The organism is Frankia sp. BMG5.60, from assembly GCF_059428125.1.
In genome coordinates this window covers 6,555,638-6,577,085 of the sequence record NZ_CM182091.1, presented here as the reverse complement: position 1 = coordinate 6,577,085, position 21,448 = coordinate 6,555,638, and the positions used below count along the sequence as shown (strand labels likewise).

20 protein-coding genes and 2 pseudogenes are annotated in these 21,448 nt (G+C 72.1%); 13 read left to right on the top strand and 9 right to left on the bottom strand.

All coding sequences use genetic code 11. The annotated features are described in order from the left end of the window. The first annotated feature begins 117 nt into the window (after positions 1-117). The 8 genes from AC5R91_RS26995 (at position 118) to AC5R91_RS26960 (ending at position 10,375) form a co-directional block, all read left to right on the top strand. Positions 118-2,727 (top strand): ATP-binding protein, encoded by a 2,610-nt coding sequence (locus AC5R91_RS26995; protein WP_495394091.1) that lies wholly within the window; start codon positions 118-120, stop codon positions 2,725-2,727. A 146-nt stretch (positions 2,728-2,873) separates the two neighbouring features. Next, positions 2,874-3,836 carry a bile acid:sodium symporter gene (locus AC5R91_RS26990; RefSeq protein ID WP_495394090.1) on the top strand — a complete coding sequence of 321 codons (963 nt, stop codon included), beginning with the start codon at positions 2,874-2,876 and terminating at the stop codon, positions 3,834-3,836. A gap of 168 nt (positions 3,837-4,004) precedes the next feature. Then, on the top strand, positions 4,005-4,751 hold the full coding sequence (locus tag AC5R91_RS26985; RefSeq protein WP_495394089.1) for an SDR family NAD(P)-dependent oxidoreductase: 747 nt from the start codon (positions 4,005-4,007) through the stop codon (positions 4,749-4,751). 95 nt (positions 4,752-4,846) lie between these two features. Further along, positions 4,847-5,602 carry a phosphatase PAP2 family protein gene (locus AC5R91_RS26980; protein WP_495394088.1) on the top strand — a complete coding sequence of 252 codons (756 nt, stop codon included), beginning with the start codon at positions 4,847-4,849 and terminating at the stop codon, positions 5,600-5,602. A 59-nt stretch (positions 5,603-5,661) separates the two neighbouring features. Beyond that, complete coding sequence (locus AC5R91_RS26975) at positions 5,662-7,752, top strand: PEP/pyruvate-binding domain-containing protein (RefSeq protein ID WP_495394087.1); 2,091 nt, start codon at positions 5,662-5,664, stop codon at positions 7,750-7,752. A gap of 4 nt (positions 7,753-7,756) precedes the next feature. Further along, positions 7,757-8,260 carry a hypothetical protein gene (locus AC5R91_RS26970; RefSeq protein ID WP_495394086.1) on the top strand — a complete coding sequence of 168 codons (504 nt, stop codon included), beginning with the start codon at positions 7,757-7,759 and terminating at the stop codon, positions 8,258-8,260. Beyond that, positions 8,257-8,637 (top strand): hypothetical protein, encoded by a 381-nt coding sequence (locus tag AC5R91_RS26965; RefSeq protein WP_495394085.1) that lies wholly within the window; start codon positions 8,257-8,259, stop codon positions 8,635-8,637. Before AC5R91_RS26970 ends, AC5R91_RS26965 begins: the two co-directional genes overlap by 4 nt. Before the next feature lie 91 nt (positions 8,638-8,728). Next, positions 8,729-10,375 (top strand): C40 family peptidase, encoded by a 1,647-nt coding sequence (locus tag AC5R91_RS26960; protein ID WP_495394084.1) that lies wholly within the window; start codon positions 8,729-8,731, stop codon positions 10,373-10,375. 84 nt (positions 10,376-10,459) lie between these two features. Here AC5R91_RS26960 and AC5R91_RS26955 read toward each other — a convergent pair whose 3' ends face one another. The 3 genes and pseudogenes from AC5R91_RS26955 to tnpA form a co-directional block, all read right to left on the bottom strand. Next, entirely contained in the window at positions 10,460-11,185 is a 726-nt protein-coding gene (locus AC5R91_RS26955; protein ID WP_495394083.1) for a DUF4184 family protein, read from the bottom strand. Between the two features lie 103 nt (positions 11,186-11,288). Next, positions 11,289-12,347, bottom strand: a complete 1,059-nt coding sequence (locus tag AC5R91_RS26950) for an RNA-guided endonuclease InsQ/TnpB family protein (protein WP_495394082.1) — start codon at positions 12,345-12,347, stop codon at positions 11,289-11,291. Positions 12,348-12,391: 44 nt separating this feature from the next. After that, positions 12,392-12,616 (bottom strand): annotated as a pseudogene (tnpA, locus tag AC5R91_RS26945) (IS200/IS605 family transposase); the annotation flags it as partial. Here tnpA and AC5R91_RS26940 point away from each other — a divergent pair. After that, the gene (locus tag AC5R91_RS26940; RefSeq protein WP_495398109.1) at positions 12,548-13,126 is read left to right on the top strand and encodes an MFS transporter; all 579 of its coding nucleotides are present in this window, start codon (positions 12,548-12,550) and stop codon (positions 13,124-13,126) included. The pseudogene tnpA and the gene AC5R91_RS26940 overlap by 69 nt on opposite strands. A 134-nt stretch (positions 13,127-13,260) precedes the next feature. Here AC5R91_RS26940 and AC5R91_RS26935 read toward each other — a convergent pair whose 3' ends face one another. The 3 genes and pseudogenes from AC5R91_RS26935 to AC5R91_RS26925 all read right to left on the bottom strand — a co-directional run. Then, positions 13,261-14,517: an IS701 family transposase gene (locus AC5R91_RS26935; RefSeq protein ID WP_495394081.1), complete on the bottom strand. Its 1,257-nt coding sequence runs from the start codon at positions 14,515-14,517 to the stop codon at positions 13,261-13,263. A 106-nt stretch (positions 14,518-14,623) separates the two neighbouring features. Continuing rightward, positions 14,624-14,890, bottom strand: coding sequence for a nitroreductase family protein (locus AC5R91_RS26930; protein ID WP_495394080.1), 267 nt, complete (start codon positions 14,888-14,890; stop codon positions 14,624-14,626). Positions 14,891-14,902: 12 nt separating this feature from the next. Further along, positions 14,903-15,131, bottom strand: a pseudogene (locus AC5R91_RS26925) (nitroreductase family protein); the annotation flags it as partial. Here AC5R91_RS26925 and AC5R91_RS26920 point away from each other — a divergent pair. Further along, positions 15,130-15,306, top strand: coding sequence for a hypothetical protein (locus AC5R91_RS26920; protein WP_495394079.1), 177 nt, complete (start codon positions 15,130-15,132; stop codon positions 15,304-15,306). The pseudogene AC5R91_RS26925 and the gene AC5R91_RS26920 overlap by 2 nt on opposite strands. Here AC5R91_RS26920 and AC5R91_RS26915 read toward each other — a convergent pair. Next, positions 15,277-16,581 carry an MFS transporter gene (locus tag AC5R91_RS26915; protein ID WP_495394078.1) on the bottom strand — a complete coding sequence of 435 codons (1,305 nt, stop codon included), beginning with the start codon at positions 16,579-16,581 and terminating at the stop codon, positions 15,277-15,279. The genes AC5R91_RS26920 and AC5R91_RS26915 overlap by 30 nt on opposite strands. 113 nt (positions 16,582-16,694) lie before the next feature. Here AC5R91_RS26915 and AC5R91_RS26910 point away from each other — a divergent pair, with 113 nt between their 5' ends. Then, entirely contained in the window at positions 16,695-17,639 is a 945-nt protein-coding gene (locus AC5R91_RS26910; protein ID WP_495394077.1) for a LysR family transcriptional regulator, read from the top strand. Between the two features lie 56 nt (positions 17,640-17,695). On the opposite strand, the gene AC5R91_RS26905 is transcribed toward AC5R91_RS26910, so the two are convergent. After that, a complete protein-coding gene (locus tag AC5R91_RS26905) occupies positions 17,696-18,220 on the bottom strand; it encodes a GNAT family N-acetyltransferase (protein WP_495394076.1) in 525 nt (174 codons plus the stop codon). A gap of 877 nt (positions 18,221-19,097) precedes the next feature. Here AC5R91_RS26905 and AC5R91_RS26900 point away from each other — a divergent pair. Next, complete coding sequence (locus tag AC5R91_RS26900) at positions 19,098-19,661, top strand: RNA polymerase sigma factor (RefSeq protein ID WP_495394075.1); 564 nt, start codon at positions 19,098-19,100, stop codon at positions 19,659-19,661. After that, positions 19,661-20,989 (top strand): CBS domain-containing protein, encoded by a 1,329-nt coding sequence (locus AC5R91_RS26895; protein WP_495394074.1) that lies wholly within the window; start codon positions 19,661-19,663, stop codon positions 20,987-20,989. Before AC5R91_RS26900 ends, AC5R91_RS26895 begins: the two co-directional genes overlap by 1 nt. 47 nt (positions 20,990-21,036) lie before the next feature. Here AC5R91_RS26895 and AC5R91_RS26890 read toward each other — a convergent pair whose 3' ends face one another. After that, positions 21,037-21,417 (bottom strand): winged helix-turn-helix transcriptional regulator, encoded by a 381-nt coding sequence (locus AC5R91_RS26890; protein ID WP_495394073.1) that lies wholly within the window; start codon positions 21,415-21,417, stop codon positions 21,037-21,039. Positions 21,418-21,448 lie beyond the last annotated feature (31 nt).

Below are 21,448 nucleotides of genomic sequence, written 5' to 3'. Positions count from 1 at the left end.
CGCTCACGCGGTTCTCACGCGGTCCGACCGGTTTCTCACGGCCCACTAACACCGATCTTGAAAAAGCGGCCTGTCCGGACCTTCCGATGGTTCCCGCCCAGGCCGGACGGGAGCACCATGGGTGGCGTGCCACGCGGAACACTGCGCATCTACCTGGGAGCGGCGCCCGGGGTGGGCAAGACCTACGCCGCGCTCGACGAGGCCCGCCGCCGCCGCGACCGGGGCACCGACGTCGTCGTCGGCCTGGTCGAGACGCACGCGCGCCAGCACACCGCCGCGATGCTCGACGGGCTGGAGGTGATCCCCCGCCGGTTCCTGGACCATCGCGGCGCCACCTTCACCGAGATGGATCTCGACGCGGTGCTGGCGCGGCGCCCGGCGGTGGCCGTCGTCGACGAGCTCGCCCACACCAACGTCCCCGGCAGCCGCCACCCCAAGCGCTGGCAGGACGTCCAGGAGCTGCTCGCCGCCGGCATCGACGTCATCTCCACCGTCAACGTCCAGCACCTGGAGTCGCTCAACGACGTCGTCGAGACGATCACCGGGGTGTCGCAGCGGGAGACCGTGCCCGACGCGGTGGTCCGCGAGGCCAGCCAGGTCGAGCTCGTCGACATGGCCCCGGAGGCGCTGCGGCGGCGGATGGCCCACGGCAACATCTACGCCCCGGACAAGGTCGACGCGGCGCTGGCCAACTACTTCCGCCCCGGCAACCTCACCGCCCTGCGCGAACTCGCCCTGCTGTGGCTGGCCGGCAAGGTCGACGACCAGCTCGACCGGTACCGGGCCGAGCACCACATCGGCGGGACGTGGGAGACCCGCGAGCGGGTCGTCGTCGCGCTCACCGGCGGCCCGGAGGGCGAGACCCTGATCCGCCGGGCGGCCCGGATCGCCTCCCGGACCAAGGGCGCGGAGCTGCTCGCCGTGCACGTCGCCCGCTCCGACGGCCTCACCGGCGCGGACCCCGCGGACCTGGCCGGGCAGCGGGTGCTCGTCGACCGCCTCGGCGGCAGCTTCCACCAGGTGATCGGCGACGACGTGCCGACGGCCCTGCTCGACTTCGCCCGCGCGGAGAACGCCACCCAGCTCGTCCTCGGCGCCAGCCGCCGCGGCCGGCTCGCCCGGATCCTCAGCCCCGGCATCGGCGTCACCACCACGAACCTGTCCGGGCCGATCGACGTGCACATGGTCACCCACGCCGAGGCCGGCACCGGCTGGCGGCTGCCGCGCGTGCGCAGCGGGCTCACCCCGCGCCGCCGGCTCATCGCGACCGCGCTGACCCTGGCACTCGTCCCCGCCCTGACCGCGGGGCTGATCCAGGCCCGCGGGACCCTCAACCTGGCCACTGAGATTCTCGGCTACCTGATCATCGTGGTGACGGTGGCGCTGATCGGCGGGTTCTGGCCGGCGCTGCTGTGCGCCCTGGCCAGCTCCCTGCTGCTGAACTACTACTTCACCCCGCCGCTGCACCACTGGTCGATCTCGGAGGGCAACAACGCCCTCGCCCTGGCCGGCTTCGTCCTGGTCGGGACGATGGTCAGCCGCGTCGTCGACCTCTCCGCCCGCCGCTACGGCCAGGCGGTGCGCGCCTCCGCGGAGGCGGCGACGCTGTCGGTGCTCGCGGGCAGCGTGCTGCGCGGCGAGGACGCGCTGCCCGCCCTGCTCGACCAGGCTCGGGAGACGTTCGCCATGACCTCGGCGACCCTGCTCGAACGCGACGGCGACGGCTGGCGGGCCGTTCTCAGCGTCGGCCCGGACCCCTGCACCCGGCCCGAGGACGGCACGGTGGACATCCCCGTCGGCGACAGCCTCGCCCTCACGCTGACCGGGCGGCCGCTGCCGGCCGCCGACCGCCGCATCCTCGCCGCCTTCGCCGCGCAGGCCGCCGTCGCCCTCGAACAGCGCCGCCTGGCCGAGGCCGCCGCGCAGGCCGTGCCCATCGCCCAGGCCGACCGGGTCCGCGCCGCACTGCTCGCCGCCGTCAGTCACGACCTGCGCACCCCGCTCGCCGCCGCCAAGGCCGCCGTGACCGGCCTGCGCTCCGCCGAGGCCGTACTCAGCCGGGACGAGCGCGACGAGCTGCTCGCCACCGCCGACGAGTCCCTCGACCGGCTCACCCGCCTGGTGGAGAACCTGCTCGACATGTCCCGGCTGCAGGCCGGCGCGCTGAGCGTGTTCCCCCGCCCGATCGGGCTGGACGATGTCGTCCCGCGCGCCCTCGACGAGCTCGGGCCGCCCGCACGGAGCATCGCCATCCGCATCCCCGACGACCTGCCGACGATCGACGCCGACCCGGCGCTGCTGGAACGGGTGCTGGTGAACCTCGTCGGCAACGCGCTGCGTCACGCCCCGCCCGGGCGCCCCCCGGTGATCACCGCGAGCAGCCTCGCCGGCCGGGTGGAGCTGCGCGTGGTCGACCACGGCCCCGGCATCCCCGCCGCCCACCGCGACCAGGTCTTCCAGCCGTTCCAACGGCTCGGCGACCGCGACAACACCACCGGCGTCGGCCTCGGGCTCGCGCTGTCCCGCGGGCTGACCGAGGCGATGAACGGCACCCTCACTCCGGAGGACACCCCCGGCGGCGGCCTGACGATGGTGGTCAGCCTGCCCGCCGCCGAGCCGCCACCGTCCCTGACCGCCCTCGACGACGCCGAGCCGACCGTCCCCGCGCCACCCACCCTCCCGCCGCCACCCACGCTCCCGCCGCCACCCGCCGACGACTTCGCCTGACGCCTCCACCCGCCCCGCGTGCGGCGCAGTGCCAGGTCGCGGCGCATTCTGCACGGTATCGGCGGCCAGACCGTACGGAACGCACCGCAACTCGCCGCGGGTAGGTGGGGGGCAGGGTGCGGGCCTGGTAGGTGGGAGGAGAGCGGGTGGGGCGGGTTTCTGCGGCGCTGGAGCGGCGGCAGGTGCCGATCTACCTGGGCGCGATCGCCGCCGGGGCGGTGGCGGGGGTGGCGCTCCCCGGGGCCGGGCCGGGGCTGGAGTACGCGATCAACCCGGCGCTCGGGGCGTTGCTGTTCGTGACGTTCCTGCAGGTGCCGGCGGCCGAGCTGGTGCGGTCGCTGCGGGCGGGACGGTTCCTCGCCGCGGTGCTCACCGTCAACTTCGTCGTCGTCCCGGGCGTCGTCGCCGCGATGGTGCCGTTCCTGCCCGACGAGCGGGCCGTGCGCCTCGGCGTGCTGCTCGTCCTGCTGTGCCCGTGCGTCGACTATGTGATCGTGTTCAGCGGGCTCGCGGGGGCCCGCGCCGGCGCGCTGCTGGCCGCCACGCCGGTGCTGCTGGCCGCGCAGATGCTGCTGCTGCCGGTGTTCCTGCTGGCCTTCCTCGGCCCGGGGCTCGCCGACGTCGTCGAGATCGGCCCGTTCCTCGCGGCGTTCGGCGGGCTGATCGTCGTCCCGCTCGCGCTGGCCTGGACGGTGCAGGCGTGGGCTGCGCGACGGCCCGCGGGCGCGGCGTTCGCCGGGGCGGCCGGGACGGCGATGGTGCCGCTCATGGTCGTCGTCCTGGTCACGGTCGTCGCGTCGCAGACCCCGAAGATCGACGACGACCTCGCCGAGGTGGCCGCCGTGGTGCCCGCGTACGTGGCGTTCCTCGCCGTCATGGCGTTCGCCGGGCTCGGCGTCGCCCGGCTGTTCCGCCTCGACGTCCCCGCCGCCCGGGCGGTGGTGTTCAGCGGGGCGACCCGCAACTCGCTCGTCGTGCTGCCGCTGGCCCTGTCGCTGCCCGACCGGTTCGCGATCGCCGCCGCCGTCGTCGTCACCCAGACCCTCGTCGAGGTCCTCGGCATGATCGTCTACGTCCGGGCGGTCCCCCGCCTGCTACCCGACCGGTGATGTGCCCGTCCGGACGGGCGATGTGAGCATCCGGACGGGCGATGTGAGCATCCGGACGGGCGATGTGAGCAGACAGACGATGGCACGGATGGGTAGGTACGCCCTTTGCGAGCAGGATGAATGTGCAGGACAACAACGTTCACGGGGGACGGTCACGAAGGAGTCGTCATGTCATTCGATGGAGCGGGAGTCGTCGTCACGGGGGCGGGTTCGGGGCTGGGCCGCGCCGTCTCGCTGCGGCTGGCGGCCGACGGTGCTCAGGTCGTGGTCTCCGACATCGACGAGAAGGGCGGTCAGGAGACCGTCCAGCGCATCGCCGACCAGGGCGGCAAGGCGACCTTCGTGGCGGCGAACGTCGCCGACCCCGCCAGCGTCACCGAGCTGTTCGACACCGCCGTGTCGGTGCTCGGCGGTCTGGACATGGCGGTGAACAACGCGGGCGTCGCGCACGCGCCGACGGACCTGCACCTGCTGCCGGTCGAGGACTGGGACCGGGTCCTCGGGGTGGACCTGCGGGGCGTGTTCCTCTGCATGCGCGCCGAGCTCGGTCACATGGTCGACGCGGGGCACGGCCGGATCGTGAACATGGCGTCGAACGCCGGGGTGAAGAACGCGCCGTCGATGGCCGGGTACACCGCCGCCAAGCACGGCGTGGTCGGCCTGACGAAGAACGCGGCGCTGCAGTACGCCCGGCGCAACATCCGCGTCAACGCGGTGTGCCCCGGCACGATCCTCACCGAGGGGCTGGCCGGCTACGGCCCCGAGCAGCAGGCGGAATGGGCCTCCCTCGTCCCGATGGGGCGCATCGGGACCCCGGAGGAGGTCGCCGGGTCGGTCGCCTACCTGCTCTCCGACGAGGCCGGGTTCATCACCGGCCACTCCCTGCTCATCGACGGCGGACTCATGTGGGACTGACCGCCTCCGCGGAGCCGATGGACGGTTGACGGCGCACGGCCTGCGCGAGGCGGTCGGCGGGGGCCCGCAGGACGGACTTGTACGCTCTTGTGCTAATGACTGTCACGACTGAAGTCCTCGAGTCCCCCCGGCTGTCGGCGTCGACCGTCCTCGACGGCCGACGGCACCTCCCGACCTCGGCCGCCCCGGTGCTCGTCCCGCACCGGCGCCGCCTGGCCACACTCGCCGCGATCCTGGTGGCGATGGCGGTGACCGTGCACTGGGCGAACGGGTTCGTCGTCGGCCATCTCGACTCCCCGATCGAGTCCTGGGTCATCGCCCATCGCACCGGCACGCTGGACTGGGTCGTCCGGCGGCTGTCGTTCCTCGGCAGCTCCCGGGTCGTCTACACCCTCGGCCCGCTGCTGGGACTGGTCGCCTGGGCGCGGTGCCGGACGGTCGGCGCCACCGTGCTCGCCGTCACCGCTCTGCGGCCGCTGGTCGAGTTCACCGCCAAGGCCCTGGTCGACCGGCCGCGGCCGGACATCGACCGGATGGTCGCCGGGGTCGGCCCGTCCTTCCCGTGCGGCCACGTGATGGCCGCCGCGGCGCTGTGGGGCATGGTTCCGATCGTGATCTCGCTGTACACGTCGTCGAGGCGGGCCTGGCGGGTGAGCGTCGCCGTCTCCTGCGTGGTCGTCACCGCGATCGGTTCAACCCGGGTGTACCTCGGGGTGCACTGGCCGACCGACGTCGTGGCCGGTACGATCTTCGCCCTGCTCCTGCTCGCCGGAGTCGACCGCGCGTTCCACCGCGTCCACGACCGGCTCGCCTGCCGGCGCGGTGAGGCGAATCTCGCGTCCCCCGGCTGAGCCTCGCCCGTCTGGGTAGCCTCGGGCGTTAAGGGAACTGTCAGGTCTGGGGGACTCGGATGCCAGCGGATGACGCGATCGCCTCCGGGCCGGTGGTCGTCCCGCTGGACGAGCCGGTGGCGAGCGACACCGCTCTCGTCGGCGCGAAGGCCGCCAACCTCGCCGTCGCCGCCCGCGCCGGGCTGCCGGTGATCCCCGGCTTCGTCGTCACCACCGCCGCGACCGGGCGGCCCGGCGGGCTTGAGCCGGCCCGCGGCGACGCGATCCACGACCGGTGGCGCGAGCTCAGCGACGACGGCCGCCGGCCGCTGGCGGTGCGCTCGTCATCGGTCGCGGAGGACTCGGCGTCGTCGTCGATGGCCGGCCAGTACCTGTCCGTGCTGCACGTCACCGGCTGGGACGCCTTCACCGAGGCGGTCGGCAAGGTCGTCGCCTCGGCGGCCGGAGTCGGCCCGCAGGACGCGCCGATCGCCGTGCTGGTCCAGCCGATGGCGCAGGCCCGCGTCGGCGGGGTGATGTTCGGCCTCGACCCGCTGACCGGCAGCCGCTCCCGCATCCTGGTGTCGATGACCGACGGGCTGCCCGAGGCGATCGTCAGCGGCGAGGTCACCGGCACCTCGCTGCTGCTGACCCGGCGCGGGCGGCTGAAGTCCGTCGACGGGACGATTCCCGCGGCGGTGCACGCCCGCCAGCGCGGCCAGCTCGCCCGGCTGGCCCGGCGCACCGCGCGGGTCTTCGGTGCCCCGCAGGACATGGAGTGGCTCATCGAGCCGGACGGCACGCTGCGGCTGTTGCAGAGCCGGCCGATCACGGCGGCCGTGCCGGTCGCGCACGGCCGGGTCTTCGGCCCCGGGCCGGTGGCCGAGACGTTCCCCGAGCCGCTGGCCCACCTCGAGCTGGACCTGTGGGTGCCGCCGTTGGAGGACGGGCTGCGCGAGGCGCTGCGGCTGTCCGGCGCGACGGGCCGGGGTCACCTGCGCCGCCGGTTCGTCATCGACGTCGAGGGTCGGGTCGCCGTCGACCTGGAGGCCCTGGGCGTGATCAAGCCTCGGCGGCGGTGGTGGATGCCGCTGGACCCGCGGCCCGGGCTGCGACGCCTGCGCGCGGCCTGGCGGCTCGGCCGGCTGCGCGGCGCCTTCCCCGCGATCGTCGGCGACCTCGCCGAGGAGATCGACGCGGACCTGCGCGCTGTCCCGGACCCCGCCACGCTCACCGAGCACCAGCTCCACCTGCTGCTCGCCAACGCGCGAACCACGCTGCGCGGCGTGCACGCCCACGAGGTGCTCGCCGGGTTCTTCCTCGACGCCCGGGCGACCGCGACGGCCGGCGCCGCGGTGGCGCTCGCCGCGGTCTCCCGCGCCCGGGAGAACGGGCTGACCGACGCGAAGATCATCACGCACCATCCCGTGAGCCTGGCGCTGATCCCGCCCGCCATCGGCAGCCCGGCCGCCCTGCCGCCGACCCCCGCCTACGTGCGGCTGCCCACCGGCGAGGGCGACGACCCGGTCGCGGTGGCCCGCGAGGCGATGCGGCTGCGGGCCCGCTGGCTGCACGAGCTGACCGCGCAGGCGGCGATGGAACTCGGCCGGCGCCTGGCCCGCCACGGCCAGTTGCACCATCCCGCCGACGTGCGGCACCTGACCCTCGACCGGCTGCGGGAGCTGACGATCTCGCCCGACCTCGCCGCGTCCGTGCCGGTGCAGGTGCCCGCCGCCCGCGGCCCGGCGGTACTGCCGGCCGCGTTCCGGCTCTCGGCCGACGGGCGCATCGTCGCGGCGCGGCGGACCGCCGGCGCCACCCAGGGCGTCAGCCCCGGGCGGGCCCGCGGCGTGGTCACCCACGACCCGTCCGATGCCGCGGGTCGCGTGCTGGTCGTCGACACCCTCGACCCGGCGCTGGCCGGCGCGCTGCCGGGACTGGCGGGGCTGGTGTCGGTGACCGGCAGCCCGCTGAGCCACCTCGCCATCCTCGCCCGCGAATACGGCATCCCCACCGTGATCGGCGTCGCCGACGCCACGACGACCTTCACCGACGGCGACGAGGTGATCGTGGACGGCAGCGTCGGCGCGGTCGAACGCGTCGGGGACGGCGACACCGAGGCCGGGGACGGCGAGGCCGGCGACACCGAGGCCGCCGAGATCGGGGTATGAGCGCATGAGGAGATTCGTCGTTCCCGGGATCGGCGCGATCACGCTGATCGCCTCGGGGGCCTACTTCTTCGTCTACCTGTATCGGTGGGAGTGGAACCGGGCGCTGACGAGCGGGGTCATCTTTCTCGCCGTCGAGGTCATGCTGATCGGGGTGACGCTGTGGCAGCGCGTCGGGCGGCTCGCCGCCGCCGCGCAGGCGAGCCCCGAGCGGCGGCGGCGCATCGAGGCCCGGCTGCGCGAGGCCCCGCCACAGCGCACGTCGGTGTTCGACTGGCTGCGCCCCGACGGCTCGTCCGCGCCGGTGTTCATCCCGATCCTCATGGGCGCCGGGCTGCTGCTGTCGGGCCTGGCCTGGGTGGTGGAGCGGCTGGCCCGCGCGACCGCCGGCAGCGTCGCCGACCCCGGGGTCGCGGCGACGATGGCGAAGCTCGGCCCGCCGCCGGGCGGCCTGCTCGACGATGCGGCGGACCCGCTGCGCCTGCTGCGCCAGCCGACCAGCCCGCGATGAGGGCGCTGCGCCCGCTGGTCGTGTTCGTGGTCGTCGTCGCGGTCGTCCTCGGCGGGGTGCACCTGCTGCGGGAGGCGACCGAGTATCACGGCGGCGCCGGCGTCGAGGCGCAGACGACCGTGCTGTTCTCGATCAAGGACAACGACTTCGGCCACGGCGACGCCTTCGCGGCGACGGCCCTGTGGCAGACCTGCATCGCCACGATCGGCTGGGCCGGCGAGGACGAGCCGGTCGCGGCGGGCGAGCGGACCTTCCGCGCCGTGCTACGCCCCTCGCTGCCCGAGGACACCCGCCGCCGCCTGCGTGGCTGCCTGGAGGACCTCGTCGTCAACCACGTCAAGGGCAACGTCGTCAGCATGCACTCCGGCGCCGCCTGACCGCAGAGAGACCGCGGCGCGTCTGTCTAAACTCGATGTTCAGGGTGCCGTCCGTCCTCGGTGCCACGGGCATGGTCGGAGGACAGCCACGGTGTCCGCACGCAGTGTGCAACTCGACGAAATTGCTTCGCACCCCGAGGGTGCACGGAACGCCGCCCGCGGGCGGCACCGCAGCCCCACCGGGAACACCGCGCCCCGCAGAGGCACGCACGCCGCCTTTGCGCTGATGACGACCGGAACGGTCGCCGTCTCCGGGGCGACCCTGGCCGGCTGCGCCACCGATGTCTTCCTCCCACAGAATCTGGACGGCCCGAACTTCGCGCCGCTCACCCTCGCCGCGCAGATCGGCTCGCGTGCCGCCCTGGGTGGCAGCATCGCCGCGGCGGCAGTCGGGGAGCACAGCTCCTGGGGAGCCATGCTCGCCGCGACCACCCACGAGCCGCTGGCGAACCAGCTCGTCAAGGTGCAGGTGAAGCTCCCCACCGGGTGGGCCACCTGCAAGCACCTGCAGACGAACGCGCAGGGGTACGCGTCCTACATGGCGCGGGTGCTCACCACGACGAACGTCACGGCGATCTTCGACGGCACCGACGCCCTGCGGTCCGCCCGCCCGGCCAAGGACGCGACCCTGAACGTGCGGGCGCAGAGGCCCACGCGGACGGCGGGCTCCCCCGGCCTCGGCCTGTCCGCCGGATCCATCGACATAGGCAGGACCCCCATCTCGGCGCCCGGGCCGTCCAGCTCCATCGGGGAAAAGGTCGTCTACCGGGCCTCCCTGCAGGCGGGCAAGCCGCACGTCTACGGCGCCGACGGCGCGAGCTCGTTCGACTGCTCCGGGCTGGTCCAGTACGTCTTCAAGCAGTTCGGCACGAGCCTGCCGCGGACCACGAACGCCCAGTTCGCCGCCACCACCCGGGTGTCGCAGTACAACAAGCAGCCCGGCGACCTGATCTTCTTCGGCTTGCCCGGGGACTTCTACCACGTCGGCATCTACGCCGGCGACGGCAAGATGTGGGCCGCCTCACACACCGGCAGGGTCGTGAAGCTCCAGTCGATCTACACCACCTCCTACTACGTCGGACGCGACACCGGCCTGCCTCGCACGCTCCTCGACCAGCCCGAACATCGGCTACCTGCCGCCACGCCGCGCACAGGCCCTCCAGCTCACTCCCCGAAACTCCGAGACGCCGAGTCCACTCCGAACAATTCCCGGACTCCTGCAGGCCAGGAACGGGAACCAGGTGGAGACGAACAACCTGGACCGTCGGCTTCTGACACACGTGGCGACGGTGCGCTGAACATCGCGCTCGCACAGTCCGAGCCAATTGCCTCGGTGCAGACAGTCACCACGGCACAGGAGTCAGGGTCGTCGATGACGACTGACCTGCAGCCGCCCACCGACGATCCGGCACCCAGCGGCGGTCCGGCACCCGTCGGCGAACAGCCGGCCGGCGCCGATCAGGCCCCGGAATCTACCGACGAGCCGGAGAATCCCGACCGGAAGAGCCTTTCGATTCCCGCTCTGCCGATCGCTGTAGGTGCGCTCGTCGGGGTCCTTGCCGCGATCGCCGCCGTCCTGAAGGCACTTGCCGCGGCGTTGGAAAGCGTGACCGCACTGCTAGGCGCAATACAGAACTTGCGGCGTCAGCGAGCCGGTAGGGCAGATCAAGTTTCCGGTGCCGCCGATCGCGCCGAGGGGGACACCGGGGCGGAGGACGACGGCAACGAGGAGTTGTGAGGCGGACGCCCACCTCCGGCGACCCGTGGGAGGCGAGGCAGCTCCGATGGGTGTCCGACAGGTGGATGTCGCGAATCTGGGCGCCTACGCCTTCCGCGTCGCTGTTTGCCAGCCGGCGGCGACCAGGAGCAGACCGGCTACCAGCGCGAGTACGCCGGTGACGACGCCGTGGAAGACGACGGCATGCAACCCGTGTGGCACATTCGCCAGGCCGACGACGGCGCCAGCCCCCGCAGCGACGACCACCGCCGCCGGAAGAACCACCGATCCCGACGGATGCCGAGGCGGGCGATGCGGCCCCCGCGGCAGCGCCCGCAGGTGAGCGACGGCTGCCGCCGCGACGACGACCAGGCCGGCTACGCTCATGCCGTACTGGAGCCACTTGTAGCCGGGCAGGGCGCCGTGCTCGGCGCTCAACCAGGCCACCTGACGGACGCCCCACCGCTGTTTGTGGGTGAAGTCGTCCCAGCCGACGTGCGTCACGGCTCCCACGCTCGCGGCCACCGGTGCCAGCAGCCACTGGCGTCCCGTGAGCCGTGCCCGCGCAGCCAGCCGCAACTGGACCGGATCCGGGGCCAGATCGGCCAGGGCGTCGCGAATCAGGTGAAACCACAGTCCCAACGCGGCCAGCGACAGCACCGGAACGACGGTCACGACACCAAGCAGGCTGTGCGTGAGCCGATACATCTCCGGCCACCCGAAGAACACCGGCACGTCGGGAACCATCGACCCGGCCACCATCGCGCTCATCGGCAGGCCAAGCCGCCGCAGCGGCAGCACCGCCGCCGGATGGCTCAACGTGAACGGCACCCGTCTCCTCCCCCGAACCGGCTGTGGTGCCCCGAATTATCCGCATAGGCAAGAACGACGGGGCCGACCAGGGTAGTGCGCAGGGCCAGGCCGAAGGTGCAGACTAGGCCGCGCAGCGCTGGGAGGTGTGGCGGGCGTTGACCTCGACGACGACCCGCCCGGCGCTTTCAGCCTTGGCGCGCAGCACCCCGAGGAACGCCCCCCACCCGACGTCGTGGATCGACCTGTTCAACCCGGACTTCGCCGCCTGCCCGTTCGCCAGGAACACCCCCGGCCTGTCCGGGTCCGGCTTGGGCTTCGCCCGCCGGGTCATGCCCTTGATGTTGAGCTTCTCCACGGCGATCAGATCATGGTCGCGGACCAGCCCGAGGGCGGTCTTGTGCGCGTGGTCGAGCCGCTGCCGGGCAACCCGCCGGCTGATCGTCCCCACCCGGGCGGCGGCCTTCCTGCGCCGCGTCGAGCCCCGCTTCGCCCGGGACAGGTCCCGCTGAGCGGCAGCCAGCCGGCCGGCGGACCGGTCCAAACACGTCGGGTTCGGCTCGTGCTCGCCGTGCGACGTGGTCAGGAACGACGCGACGCCGACATCCACCCCGACCACGACACCGGTGGGCGGCAGTGGCTGGGCGGGCACGTCGTGGCACGACAGGATGACGTACCAGCGCCTGCCCGCACGCGTGACGCTGACCGTCTTGACCCTGCCCAGTACCGGCCGGTGCTGGTGGACCTTGACATGACCGACGCCCTGCAGGCGCACGAACGTCCGCGTGGGGTTCTCGGGCTGCGCGTCCCAGCGGCATCCGTCCCCGTCCGACGGCCACTCGACCGTGTCGAACCAGCCCGCGCCCTTGAAACGCGGATAGCCAGGAATCCCACCCGCCTTGACGCGGCGGAAGAACGCGGCGAACGCCCTGTCCAACCGGCGCAACGTCGCCTGCTGCGACGAAAACGACCAGCGAGCCTGATCAGGATCGCCCGCCCGAATGTCCTTCACCTGAGCGGACTGGTCGCCGTAACGGATACGGATCTGCGACGGATGCCGGTAGGCATCGCGCCGCTCCTGCAACGCCGCGTTGTACAGCGCACGATGATCGTCAAGCATCGCGCCGAACGCGATCACCTGCCGGGCGGTCGGGCGCAGCAGGAACTTGTACGCACGCCGCACCAGACCACCCCCTCATGCCACGGCCACTCGTTCCACGCGTCGATCTACCGTCGCACAGTCCCAACAGACACGGCACCGACAGTGGCAACGAAGCACGACCAGGACCACAGGGCGGGCAACCGGAACCGCAGATGTGCGAACTCGGCGCACAGCATGTGGGACGTGAAACCCTTCACCTGATTGGCGATCTACGACGGGAAATGCAACGAGTGAGCCTCGACGAACAGGCGAACATGGTCCGGTTCGATCTCCAGCGCGACAACCGGCCAGCGGCCAGGGTGGGCGCCCGCGCCTGCTGCGTGGCCGGGCTGCTCCTGGTCACCGCCGGGATGGTCGTGCTGTCCAGGCTCGACCAGGGCGGCTCGTACTGGCTGCTGCTGGCCGGGCTGTTCCCCCTCGGCGTCGGCATGGGCCTGGCGATGACGCCGGCGACCACCGCCGTCACCGACAGCCTGCCCCCGGCGCTGCAGGGCGTCGGCTCCGCCGTCAACGACCTGTCCCGCGAGCTCGGCGGGGCGCTGGGCATCGCCGTGCTCGGCAGCCTGCTCAGCTCCACCTACCGCAGCCACCTGGCCCTGCCCGCCGCGCTCCCGCCGGCCCTCGCCGAGAAGGCCCGTTCCTCGCTGGGCGTGGCCGCCCACCTCGGCGAACCGGTTCTCGGCCACGCGCGGACGGTCTTCGTCGACGGCCTGCAGATCGCCTTCCTCGGCGGCGCGGTCGCCACCGGGGTCGCCGCGCTCGCCGTGGCCCTCCTGCTGCGCGCTGAACGGCCGAACTGAGGTCCTAGTAGGACTTTGTTAGGTGACTCCAGCCGGTTTGACTGATGATGGTGCGTAGGATTGGTGGCAGGTGCGGCAGGCGCCGGTCCAGACGTTGAGCAGGGTCTGGAGCGTGCGGAGGACTCCGTAGAGGGTCAGGCCGGCGCAGGGGCTTTTGGGGTTCGGCGTAGCTGCGTGCAGAGGGCCTGGGCCAGGGAGGTGAGGGTGACGTGGCGGTGCCAGCCGTCGAACGAGCGGCCTTCGTAATGGTCGAGCCCGAGGCCGTCCTTGAGCTCGCGGTAGTCGTGTTCGATCCGCCAGCGCAGTTTCGCGAGCCGGACCAGGCGGCGTAGCTGGATGTCCGGGGGCAGGGTGGACAGCCAGTAGTCGGTGGGTTCGCCCTGGCCGGGAGGCCATTTGGCGAGCAGCCAGCATTCCGGCAGGACGCGGTCGGTGTCGCGGGTGACGCCCCGGGCGGCGGGGCGAACCCGCAGGGCCAGGAACCGTGAACGCATCACCGCGGCCGGGTTGTCCGGACCGTGGTGGGTGCCACGCCGCCAGGTCACCCACCGCGCCTGGCCCCGTCCCGCGGCCAGGACCAGCGCTTTCAACGTGCGGGGCGGGTCCGGGTAGGCCGGCACGGGTGGACGGCCGTTCCCGGAGTAGGCCGCGCACACGGGTTCGGCGGTGGCCGGGTGCGCGGTCGCGGTCGGGGTGACCCCGACCGCGTAGACCAGGCCGCGGTCGGTGAGGCCCTGGCGGAACAGCGCCGAGTCGCCATAACCGGCGTCGGCGAGCACCGGCCGGGCGGGCACACCCCAGCCGATGACCTCGTCGAGCATGTCCAACGCCAGGCGCCACTTCTCCCGGTGCCGCGCGACGTCGGGGATCTGCGCCCGGGCACGGCGGGCCCGCACCGTGGTGGCCTCGTCCGGGTCGTCGAGCCCGGTGTCGTCCCAGCTGGCGGGTAGGAACAGCCGCCAGTCCAACGCGGCGGACGCCCAGTCCGTCGCCGCGTGCACGGACACCCCGACCTGACAGTTCCCGACCTTCCCGAGGGTGCCGGAGTACATCCGGGCCACCCCCGGCGAGGCCGAGCCGTCTTTGGCGAAGCCGGTGTCGTCGAAGACCAGCGCCTCGGGCTGGACGAACTCGACCGCCCACCCGGCCAGCCGGCGGCGGACCTCGCTGTACTCCCAGGTCGAGTTCCGCAGGAACTGCTGCAACCCCTGATGATCGACCCCGAGCCGCTCGGCCATGGGCTGCAGGCTCTTACGCTTCCCGTCGAGCATCAGCCCACGGACGTAGAGCTCGCCCTTCGCCCGCTGGTCCTTGCGCGGTAGATCGGCGAGCATCCGTGCCGCGAACTCCTCCACGACCGGCAGCACCGCCGCCATCTCCTCCGGTGTCACAGCAGGCAGCCAACCAGAAGCGGATCCGCACCTCGAAACCAGTCGATCAACGATCTAACAAAGTCCTACTAGCCGTCGGCGCGAGTCCTATCCGCCAATGCGGCTCTCATCCGTCAGCGCGCCGGTAACGCTGATGGAAGACATTCGCCTCGACGGGACGCCGTCCGGGGTGGTGGCGTTCCTCCGCGAGATAGCCGACGGCGACCAGCAGGGCGATGGCGAGGTCGTCGCGTTCGGCGATGCCGATGGTCTCCTTCACGGCGGCCTCGTCCCAGCCGTTCATCGGTGAGCTGGCCAGACCCAGCTCGGTGGCGGCGAGCAGCACGTAGGACGACCGGGGCCTCGGCCGGCTGCGGCTGCCCGCCGGTGGCACGGAGGAGACCTTCCCTGCCCGCGTCGTCGCTGACGACGACGATCGAGCGGTCCTGCAGGTTCCAGGACGTGGGCGCCTCGATGGCCAGGGCGAGCAGGGCGTCGAGCGTGGCGGCCGGGACCGGGTCGGGCCGGTAGTGGCGGACCGTGCGGCGGGTCCGGATCGCGTCCGCGACCGACAGGGTCGGCCGGATGGGCGGAACAAGACCGGCGGCGGGTCCGGGGGGCAGGAGCTGCGTCATGGCACTTCTCCCCTGCATGGATGACCGCACCGTGGTCGAGTCCTCGGGGCTGCCCGCCGAAGCCTTCTGCGCGAAGTGCCCGACCCGCCAGGTGCTCGACCACATCGCCGGCAAGTGGACGGTGCTGATCGTCGACGCGCGGCCGCTACCCTCCGCCGGGGCCGGCATCGGGTAGCAATGGAGCGACCAGTCCGGGCTTCGGCTGCGGAGTGAGGCTTCGCCGCGGCAGCATCAGGGGGGTCGCCAGGAGGAGCAGGCCGGCGGCCGCGATCGCGATCCGCGGGCTGGTGAGGCCGGCCAGCAGTCCCCACAGCGCCGTCAGGGTCGCGATGCCGGCCTTGCTGGTGACCGACCAGGCCGACAGCGTCCGGGCGACTCGCCCGGCATCGGTCTGCTCGAGCCGGTAGGTGGCGAACACGGGATTGAACACGCCCATGCAGGTGACCAGGCCGAGTTGGACGGCGATGACGAGCACGATCCCGGCCGTGCCGGGGTGGATGAAGGCCAACCCGAGCGACCAGCACGCCCGCAGTGTGCCGGCGACGAGCAGGACCCGATGCCTTCCATGCCGCGCGACGAGGGGCCGGGCCAGGCGAGAGCCGACGAGCCCGCCCACGCAGGGCACGCCGAACGCCAGGCCGTACTGCCACGGCTCGAAGCCGAGGCGGCCGAGCATGAGGACGGCGACCAGCGGAGATGTCGCCATGATCAGCCCGTTGACCAGAACCGTGTTGACGAACAGGGGTCGCAGCGCCGGGTGGCTCAGGATGTGCCGCCACCCCTCGGTGAGGTCGTGAATCCGGGCCCTTGGCATGCCGGCCGGCGCGGAACGCTGCTCGCTCCCGCCGATCGCGCCGATCGCGCGCAGTCCCGCCGCCGAGAGCAGGTAGCTGATCGCGTCGGCCAGCACGGTCGTCACCGGTCCGAACAGTCCGATCGCGGCCCCGCCGAGCGGCGGCCCGACGACGGTGGCGGTCCAGGTCGTCGATTCGAGCCGGGCGTTCGCGACGAGCAGGGCCTCGCCCCGCAGGAGTCCCTTGACGTAGGCGCCGGCGGCGGCCGTGAAGGCGATGTCGGCGGCGGCGACCGTCATCGACACCACGAGGAGCTGGGCGAAGGTGAGCCAGCCGAGCGCGAACGCGAACGGGACGCTCAGCACCGCGACGAACCGGGTCAGGTCCATCGCCACCATCACCGGCCGCTTGCGACGGAACTCGACCCAGGGGCCGAGCGGCACCGCCACCAGCGTCCCCGCCGCCAGCCCCGCCGCCGCGAGCACCGCCACCTCGGTCGGCCCGGCGTGCAGCACGAGGATCGCGATCAGAGGAAACGCGTCGAACGCCAGCCAGGTGCCGAGGGTGCTGACCGCGAACGCGGCCCAGAGCCACCCGAAGCGCCACCCCGCGGACCGCCCCTCGCCCACCACCCGACCCAGCCCTTCCCGCCGCATCCGAACAACATCTCGTTGACCAGCAGGATCTAAGCGAGCAGGAGAGGGCCAAAGCAAACAACCGCCGTGGCGGCGAGCAACAACCCCGGGTTGTGCGACTAACGTCGGGCGGCGTGGATCTCGAGGCTGTGCGAACGTTCGTCTCCGTCGCGGACACCGGTCAGTTCCAGAACACCGCCACCGAGATGGCGATCACCCAGCAGGCGGTCTCCAAACGCATCGCCAAGCTGGAAAGAGACCTCGGCGTGCGGGTGTTCACCCGCACCGCGCGCGGAGCTCAGCTCACGATCGACGGGCAGGCGTTGCTCCCGCACGCCCGCGAACTGCTCCAGGTCGAACAGCGGGCAACGGACTCCGTGCGACCCGGCCGACGCGCGCTGCGCATAGACGTGATCAACCGGCGGATCGCCCCGGCAGCCCTGCTCCGCGATTTCCACCGTGCCCACCCCGACCTCCACCTGGACGTCGTGGTCCTCGACGACTCCGGCGTCGACGCCGCCATCGCGGCCGTCCGAGCCGGAATGATCGACGCGTCGTTTCGGGCTGTCCCTCTCCCCGCGCGGCAGCTACCCGACGTCATCCAGGCAATTCGGGTCGTCGACGAACCCCACGAACTGCTCACCGGGCCGCACCACACGCTGGCCGCAGCTCGCGCCGTCACGCCTGCCGACCTGGTCGGACACCGAATCTGGATACCCGGCATCCTCCCCGGGACAGAATGGGCCACGTATTACGACGACCTCGCCGCGGAGTTCGGACTCACCATCGATCCGGTCGGTCCCAATTTCGGCACCGAGCACCTTCTGGACGTCCTCGCCGACTCCGCGACCCTGGCCAGCCTTGTCGGCGAGCAGACCCGCCTGCTCTGGCCCACCCACTACGACCTGCGCCGCATCCCGCTCCACGACCCGACACCGGTCTACCCGCATTCCCTGATCTGGCATCGCGACAATCCTCACCCGGCGCTCGCCACACTCCTCCATCACCTGGGTTCGATCCGGCCCAGGCGTTGGGACACCGGGATCTGGACGCCGGCGTGGGCAACCCGACAGGAGTAAAAACTGCACGCGACCGGGTCAACCAGGCCGACTGTTCGCCCGGAATGTGTCACCGGTTACCCGGCGAGCAGCTCTTCGCGGAGCACATCCATCAGCAGCCCGTCGCGGAAGGTCCCGTCCGATCCACGCTCGTACCGGCGCATGATGCCGACCGGACGGAAGCCGATCTTTTCGTAGCAGGCCACGGCCCTGGTGTTGACGACCGCCGGGTCGATCGTCAGCCGGTGGTGCCCCCGCTGCTCGCAGAGGAAGTGGGCCAACAGTCTGACCGCCTTCGTTCCTACGCCCCGACCCTGAAACCGGTCGCTGAGGCACACGTCAATGGCGGCGTGACGGAACTTCGGGTGCTTCTCCTCGATGTACCGAATGCCACCAGCGACCTCCCCGGACACGTCGACCACCAGCAGGACCGTGCCGGTGTCTGCCAGGAGGTCTGCCGCCACCTCCGCCTCGGACGCCGGCTCGCCCCACCACTCCGTGACCGACGGCTCGGCCAGGATCGCGCGCAACGCGGCGATGTCGGACGAACGGCCAGGTCGGACGGCGACCTCGCCGTCTACGAGCAACGGGCGCAGTTCCACGACGTTCCCATCTGTCCGACCACGATCTTCGTCCGACCACGATCCCCACGGCACGTTCCCACCATGTCACCCGGCCTCCAGCCGCGCACCTGAGTTTGCGCCGCCCCGGCAACGCCCCTCCTTAGCCTTCCCTGGTCGCAGCCAGATGCGCGCCCTCGAACACCGCGGCGCTGAAGCGGGGACGCGCCGGCGCTGTAGCGCGGACCCAACCTTCCGCGGCCGCGGGACCCTCTGTAGGGATGGAACCGCCGGGCGCTGCCATTGACCCCGCCGCAGGAACATGGCGCCCGTTCGGCTCCCGGGTTCTCGCGTCCGGACCGCCGCATGCCGGCATGGCGAGGCCCGGCACCCGTTTCCGCATGGAGAGGGCTCGCCCATGGCAGCTTCCCACCCGGTCATCACCCCGCGTCCGCAGGAGCACCGAGTCCCATCCACGGCCGTCGTTCCGGTCAGGCGGATTCCGCCGGACCGGCAGCCGGTTCGGCCGGTTCGGCCGGACCGCCGCGGCGTCCGACTGACGCGCCGGGTCGTCCGGTTCGTCGGCAGCGCCGTCGTCGCGGGAATCGCGGGCGCCTTCGCGGCCTACCCGGCCGGGTGCTTCTGGGAGTGGGTCGCAAATCTGCCCGGTTTGCCCATCTGACCAGTGCGTACGCCTGGCTCGGGCGCCGCGCCGGCGACCCGGGCCGGGCGTGGTTGGATGATCTGACTACGACGTCTCCGAATATTTCTTTCGGGGCGGCCCAACCTTTCCCGCCCGGCGGTGCTCTGTGCAGGCAGTGGCACAACCGCGAAGCAGCGGGAACGGAGGGCCCAGCAGTATGACGACGACGCACGAACCCGGCGGCGACGCCTCGCCGCAGGCAGCCGGAGCGCCGCGGTGAGCGGCCTGCCCGAGCGATCTCGGGCCCTGTCCTTTCCGAGTGTGTGGCCGAGTGAGGTGGAGAAACTCTTCGACGACAACGCCGCCCGGCTTCGCGGGTATCTGCTCTCCGTCGGCTGCCCGGAACCCGACGTCGACGATGTCATCCAGGACAGCATCCTGATCGTGGCCCGCAGGTATGCGAGTCTCGACCGCCCGGAGATGGTCCGGACCTACTGGTATCGCATCGCCAGCCGCCTGGCGTGGAAGCTCCTGAAGGAGCGGCGCGACCGATCACTTCCCGGTGATCCGGCCGACTATCTTCAGGCACTCCCAGACCCGGTGGAAGGGGCGGTCGATCCGGACGGCCGGCAGGCCGCGCTCGCGCTCGTCCACCGCCTTCCGCTCCGACAACGGCAGGTGCTCTGGCTGCGGGTCGTGGTGGGATTCAGCGAGGCCGAGACGGCGGAGGTGCTCCAGATCTCCGTCGGCACGGTGAAGTCGCAGTTCAGTGACGCCAAGAAGAACATGAGGAAGTTCGTGGAGGGCTCCGGGGAAACTCGGGAGGAGGGCACCAACTGATGGACGTCGAATCTCTGCTGAGGACCCTTGCCGACCCCGGAGAGCCGACCGGCGGGGATTCCGGGCGGACTTTCGTCGAGATCATGCAGGGTGCCGACGAGGACCCGCGGGAGCGCCGCCGCATCCAGCGCCTCGCCGATCTCCTCGACGTCGAGGACGCGCTCTACGCCCAGGCACTCGACCATCTCGCCGCCGGCGACGACCACGCGGCCGAGCCGCTGCTGCGCCTCGCCGCCGACGCCGGTGTCGGCGAGGCCGAGGACCATCTCGCCCGCATCCTGGCGGATCGCGCCGCGGACGCCGTCACCGCCGGGGCCGGCGCCGACACCCCCCGGCCCGGCGGTGCCGGCGGTACCGGCGGGCAGTCCAACGCGCCGGATCGGTCCGAGCAGACCTCGACCGCGAGCGGCCCGGACGATCTGCTTCTCCCTTCCAGCCACCCGCGGCCCGACGGGGAAGGCGCGCCGGAACTTCTGCCGGCATCCCGGTGGACATCCTGGATCGAGGCGGCGCTGGCCGGGCGGCTGGTGAACCCCGTCGGGGTGGAGCACCATCCCGACGTCTGCGACGATCTCGGCCTGCGGTTCCGGTACTCCACCGTGACGGTTCTTACGGTGGACCTCCAAGAATTTTCGCTACTTCGGGCACAGGCGTCGAGATCACGCTCCTTCCGACCTCACACGGACCGACCTTCCGCGCACGTCGTTTGGGCGGAAGAGATGGCAGCTCTTGGGGCGGCATGTACGTTCGACTCCCGTTTTGTGCTGGTTCCCCCGGCCCGCGATCTCCAGCCGATCGATCAGCAGATCCGACGAATCGACCGCGTCAGTCGGCCCGCCGCGAGGACGGTCACCGACGTCATGCGCAACGACGTACCCGTTCCGGTGATCTCTGCCGGAACGACCGTGCATGCGGCGCTGGAACGGATGTTCGCCGCCGAGACCCAGGTGGCCGCGGTGGAGGCGGGTTCCGAACTCATCGGCGTCATCCGCCTGTCCACCCTCGCGCAGCGGCTCGCCGCCACCCAGGGCTCCCCGTCGATCGAGCGAATCACCGACCTGATTCATCCGGCGGACTTCGTGTCTCCGGACGCCCCGCTCGACGCCGTCAGGCGCACCCTCGCCCGCGATCCCGGGGGAATCGTCGTCGTCCGCGGCCGGGATGGCCGGCGGCTCGGATACGTCACCGCCGAACTCCTGCTCACCAGCCCCGACCAGGACGACGGGCCCGCCAACCACACCCTCGACCAGCCGGGTACCGTCACGCCCATTCTCTTCCCGTCGCGTTCGCTCCCGGCGAGGATCGGTCGCCGCGCAACTGCCACGTGACGCGGGGGCGCGCGGCGCGCGTCGCGCGGTCCGGTCGACGTCAAGCCTCACCCACCGACGGCGCCCGTGCGTTCGGCGTAGCCGTCGCGGGCCGCGAGCAGGCTGGGCAGGTGTTCGTCGGCCCAGCGGCGACCGGTCGCGATGAGGTCGAGCAGGCTTCGGCCCAGCGACGTCAGCTCGTACTCGACCCGCGGGGGTACCTCCGCGCGGACGGTACGAGTGATCATGCCGTCGCGTTCGAGCGCCCGCAGGGTCTGGGTGAGCACCTTGGGAGTGGCGACGTGCATCGGCACGCGGAGCTCGGAGAAGCGGCGGGGGCCCTGCTCCAGGCAGACGATGACCATGGCCGCCCATTTGTCGCCGATGCGGATCGGCACGGCGCCGCTGGGGCAGGCCGGGTGGAACATGTCCGGGCTCAGTGGTTCCATCGGTATCCTCGCGGTGCTCGACTACCTTTGC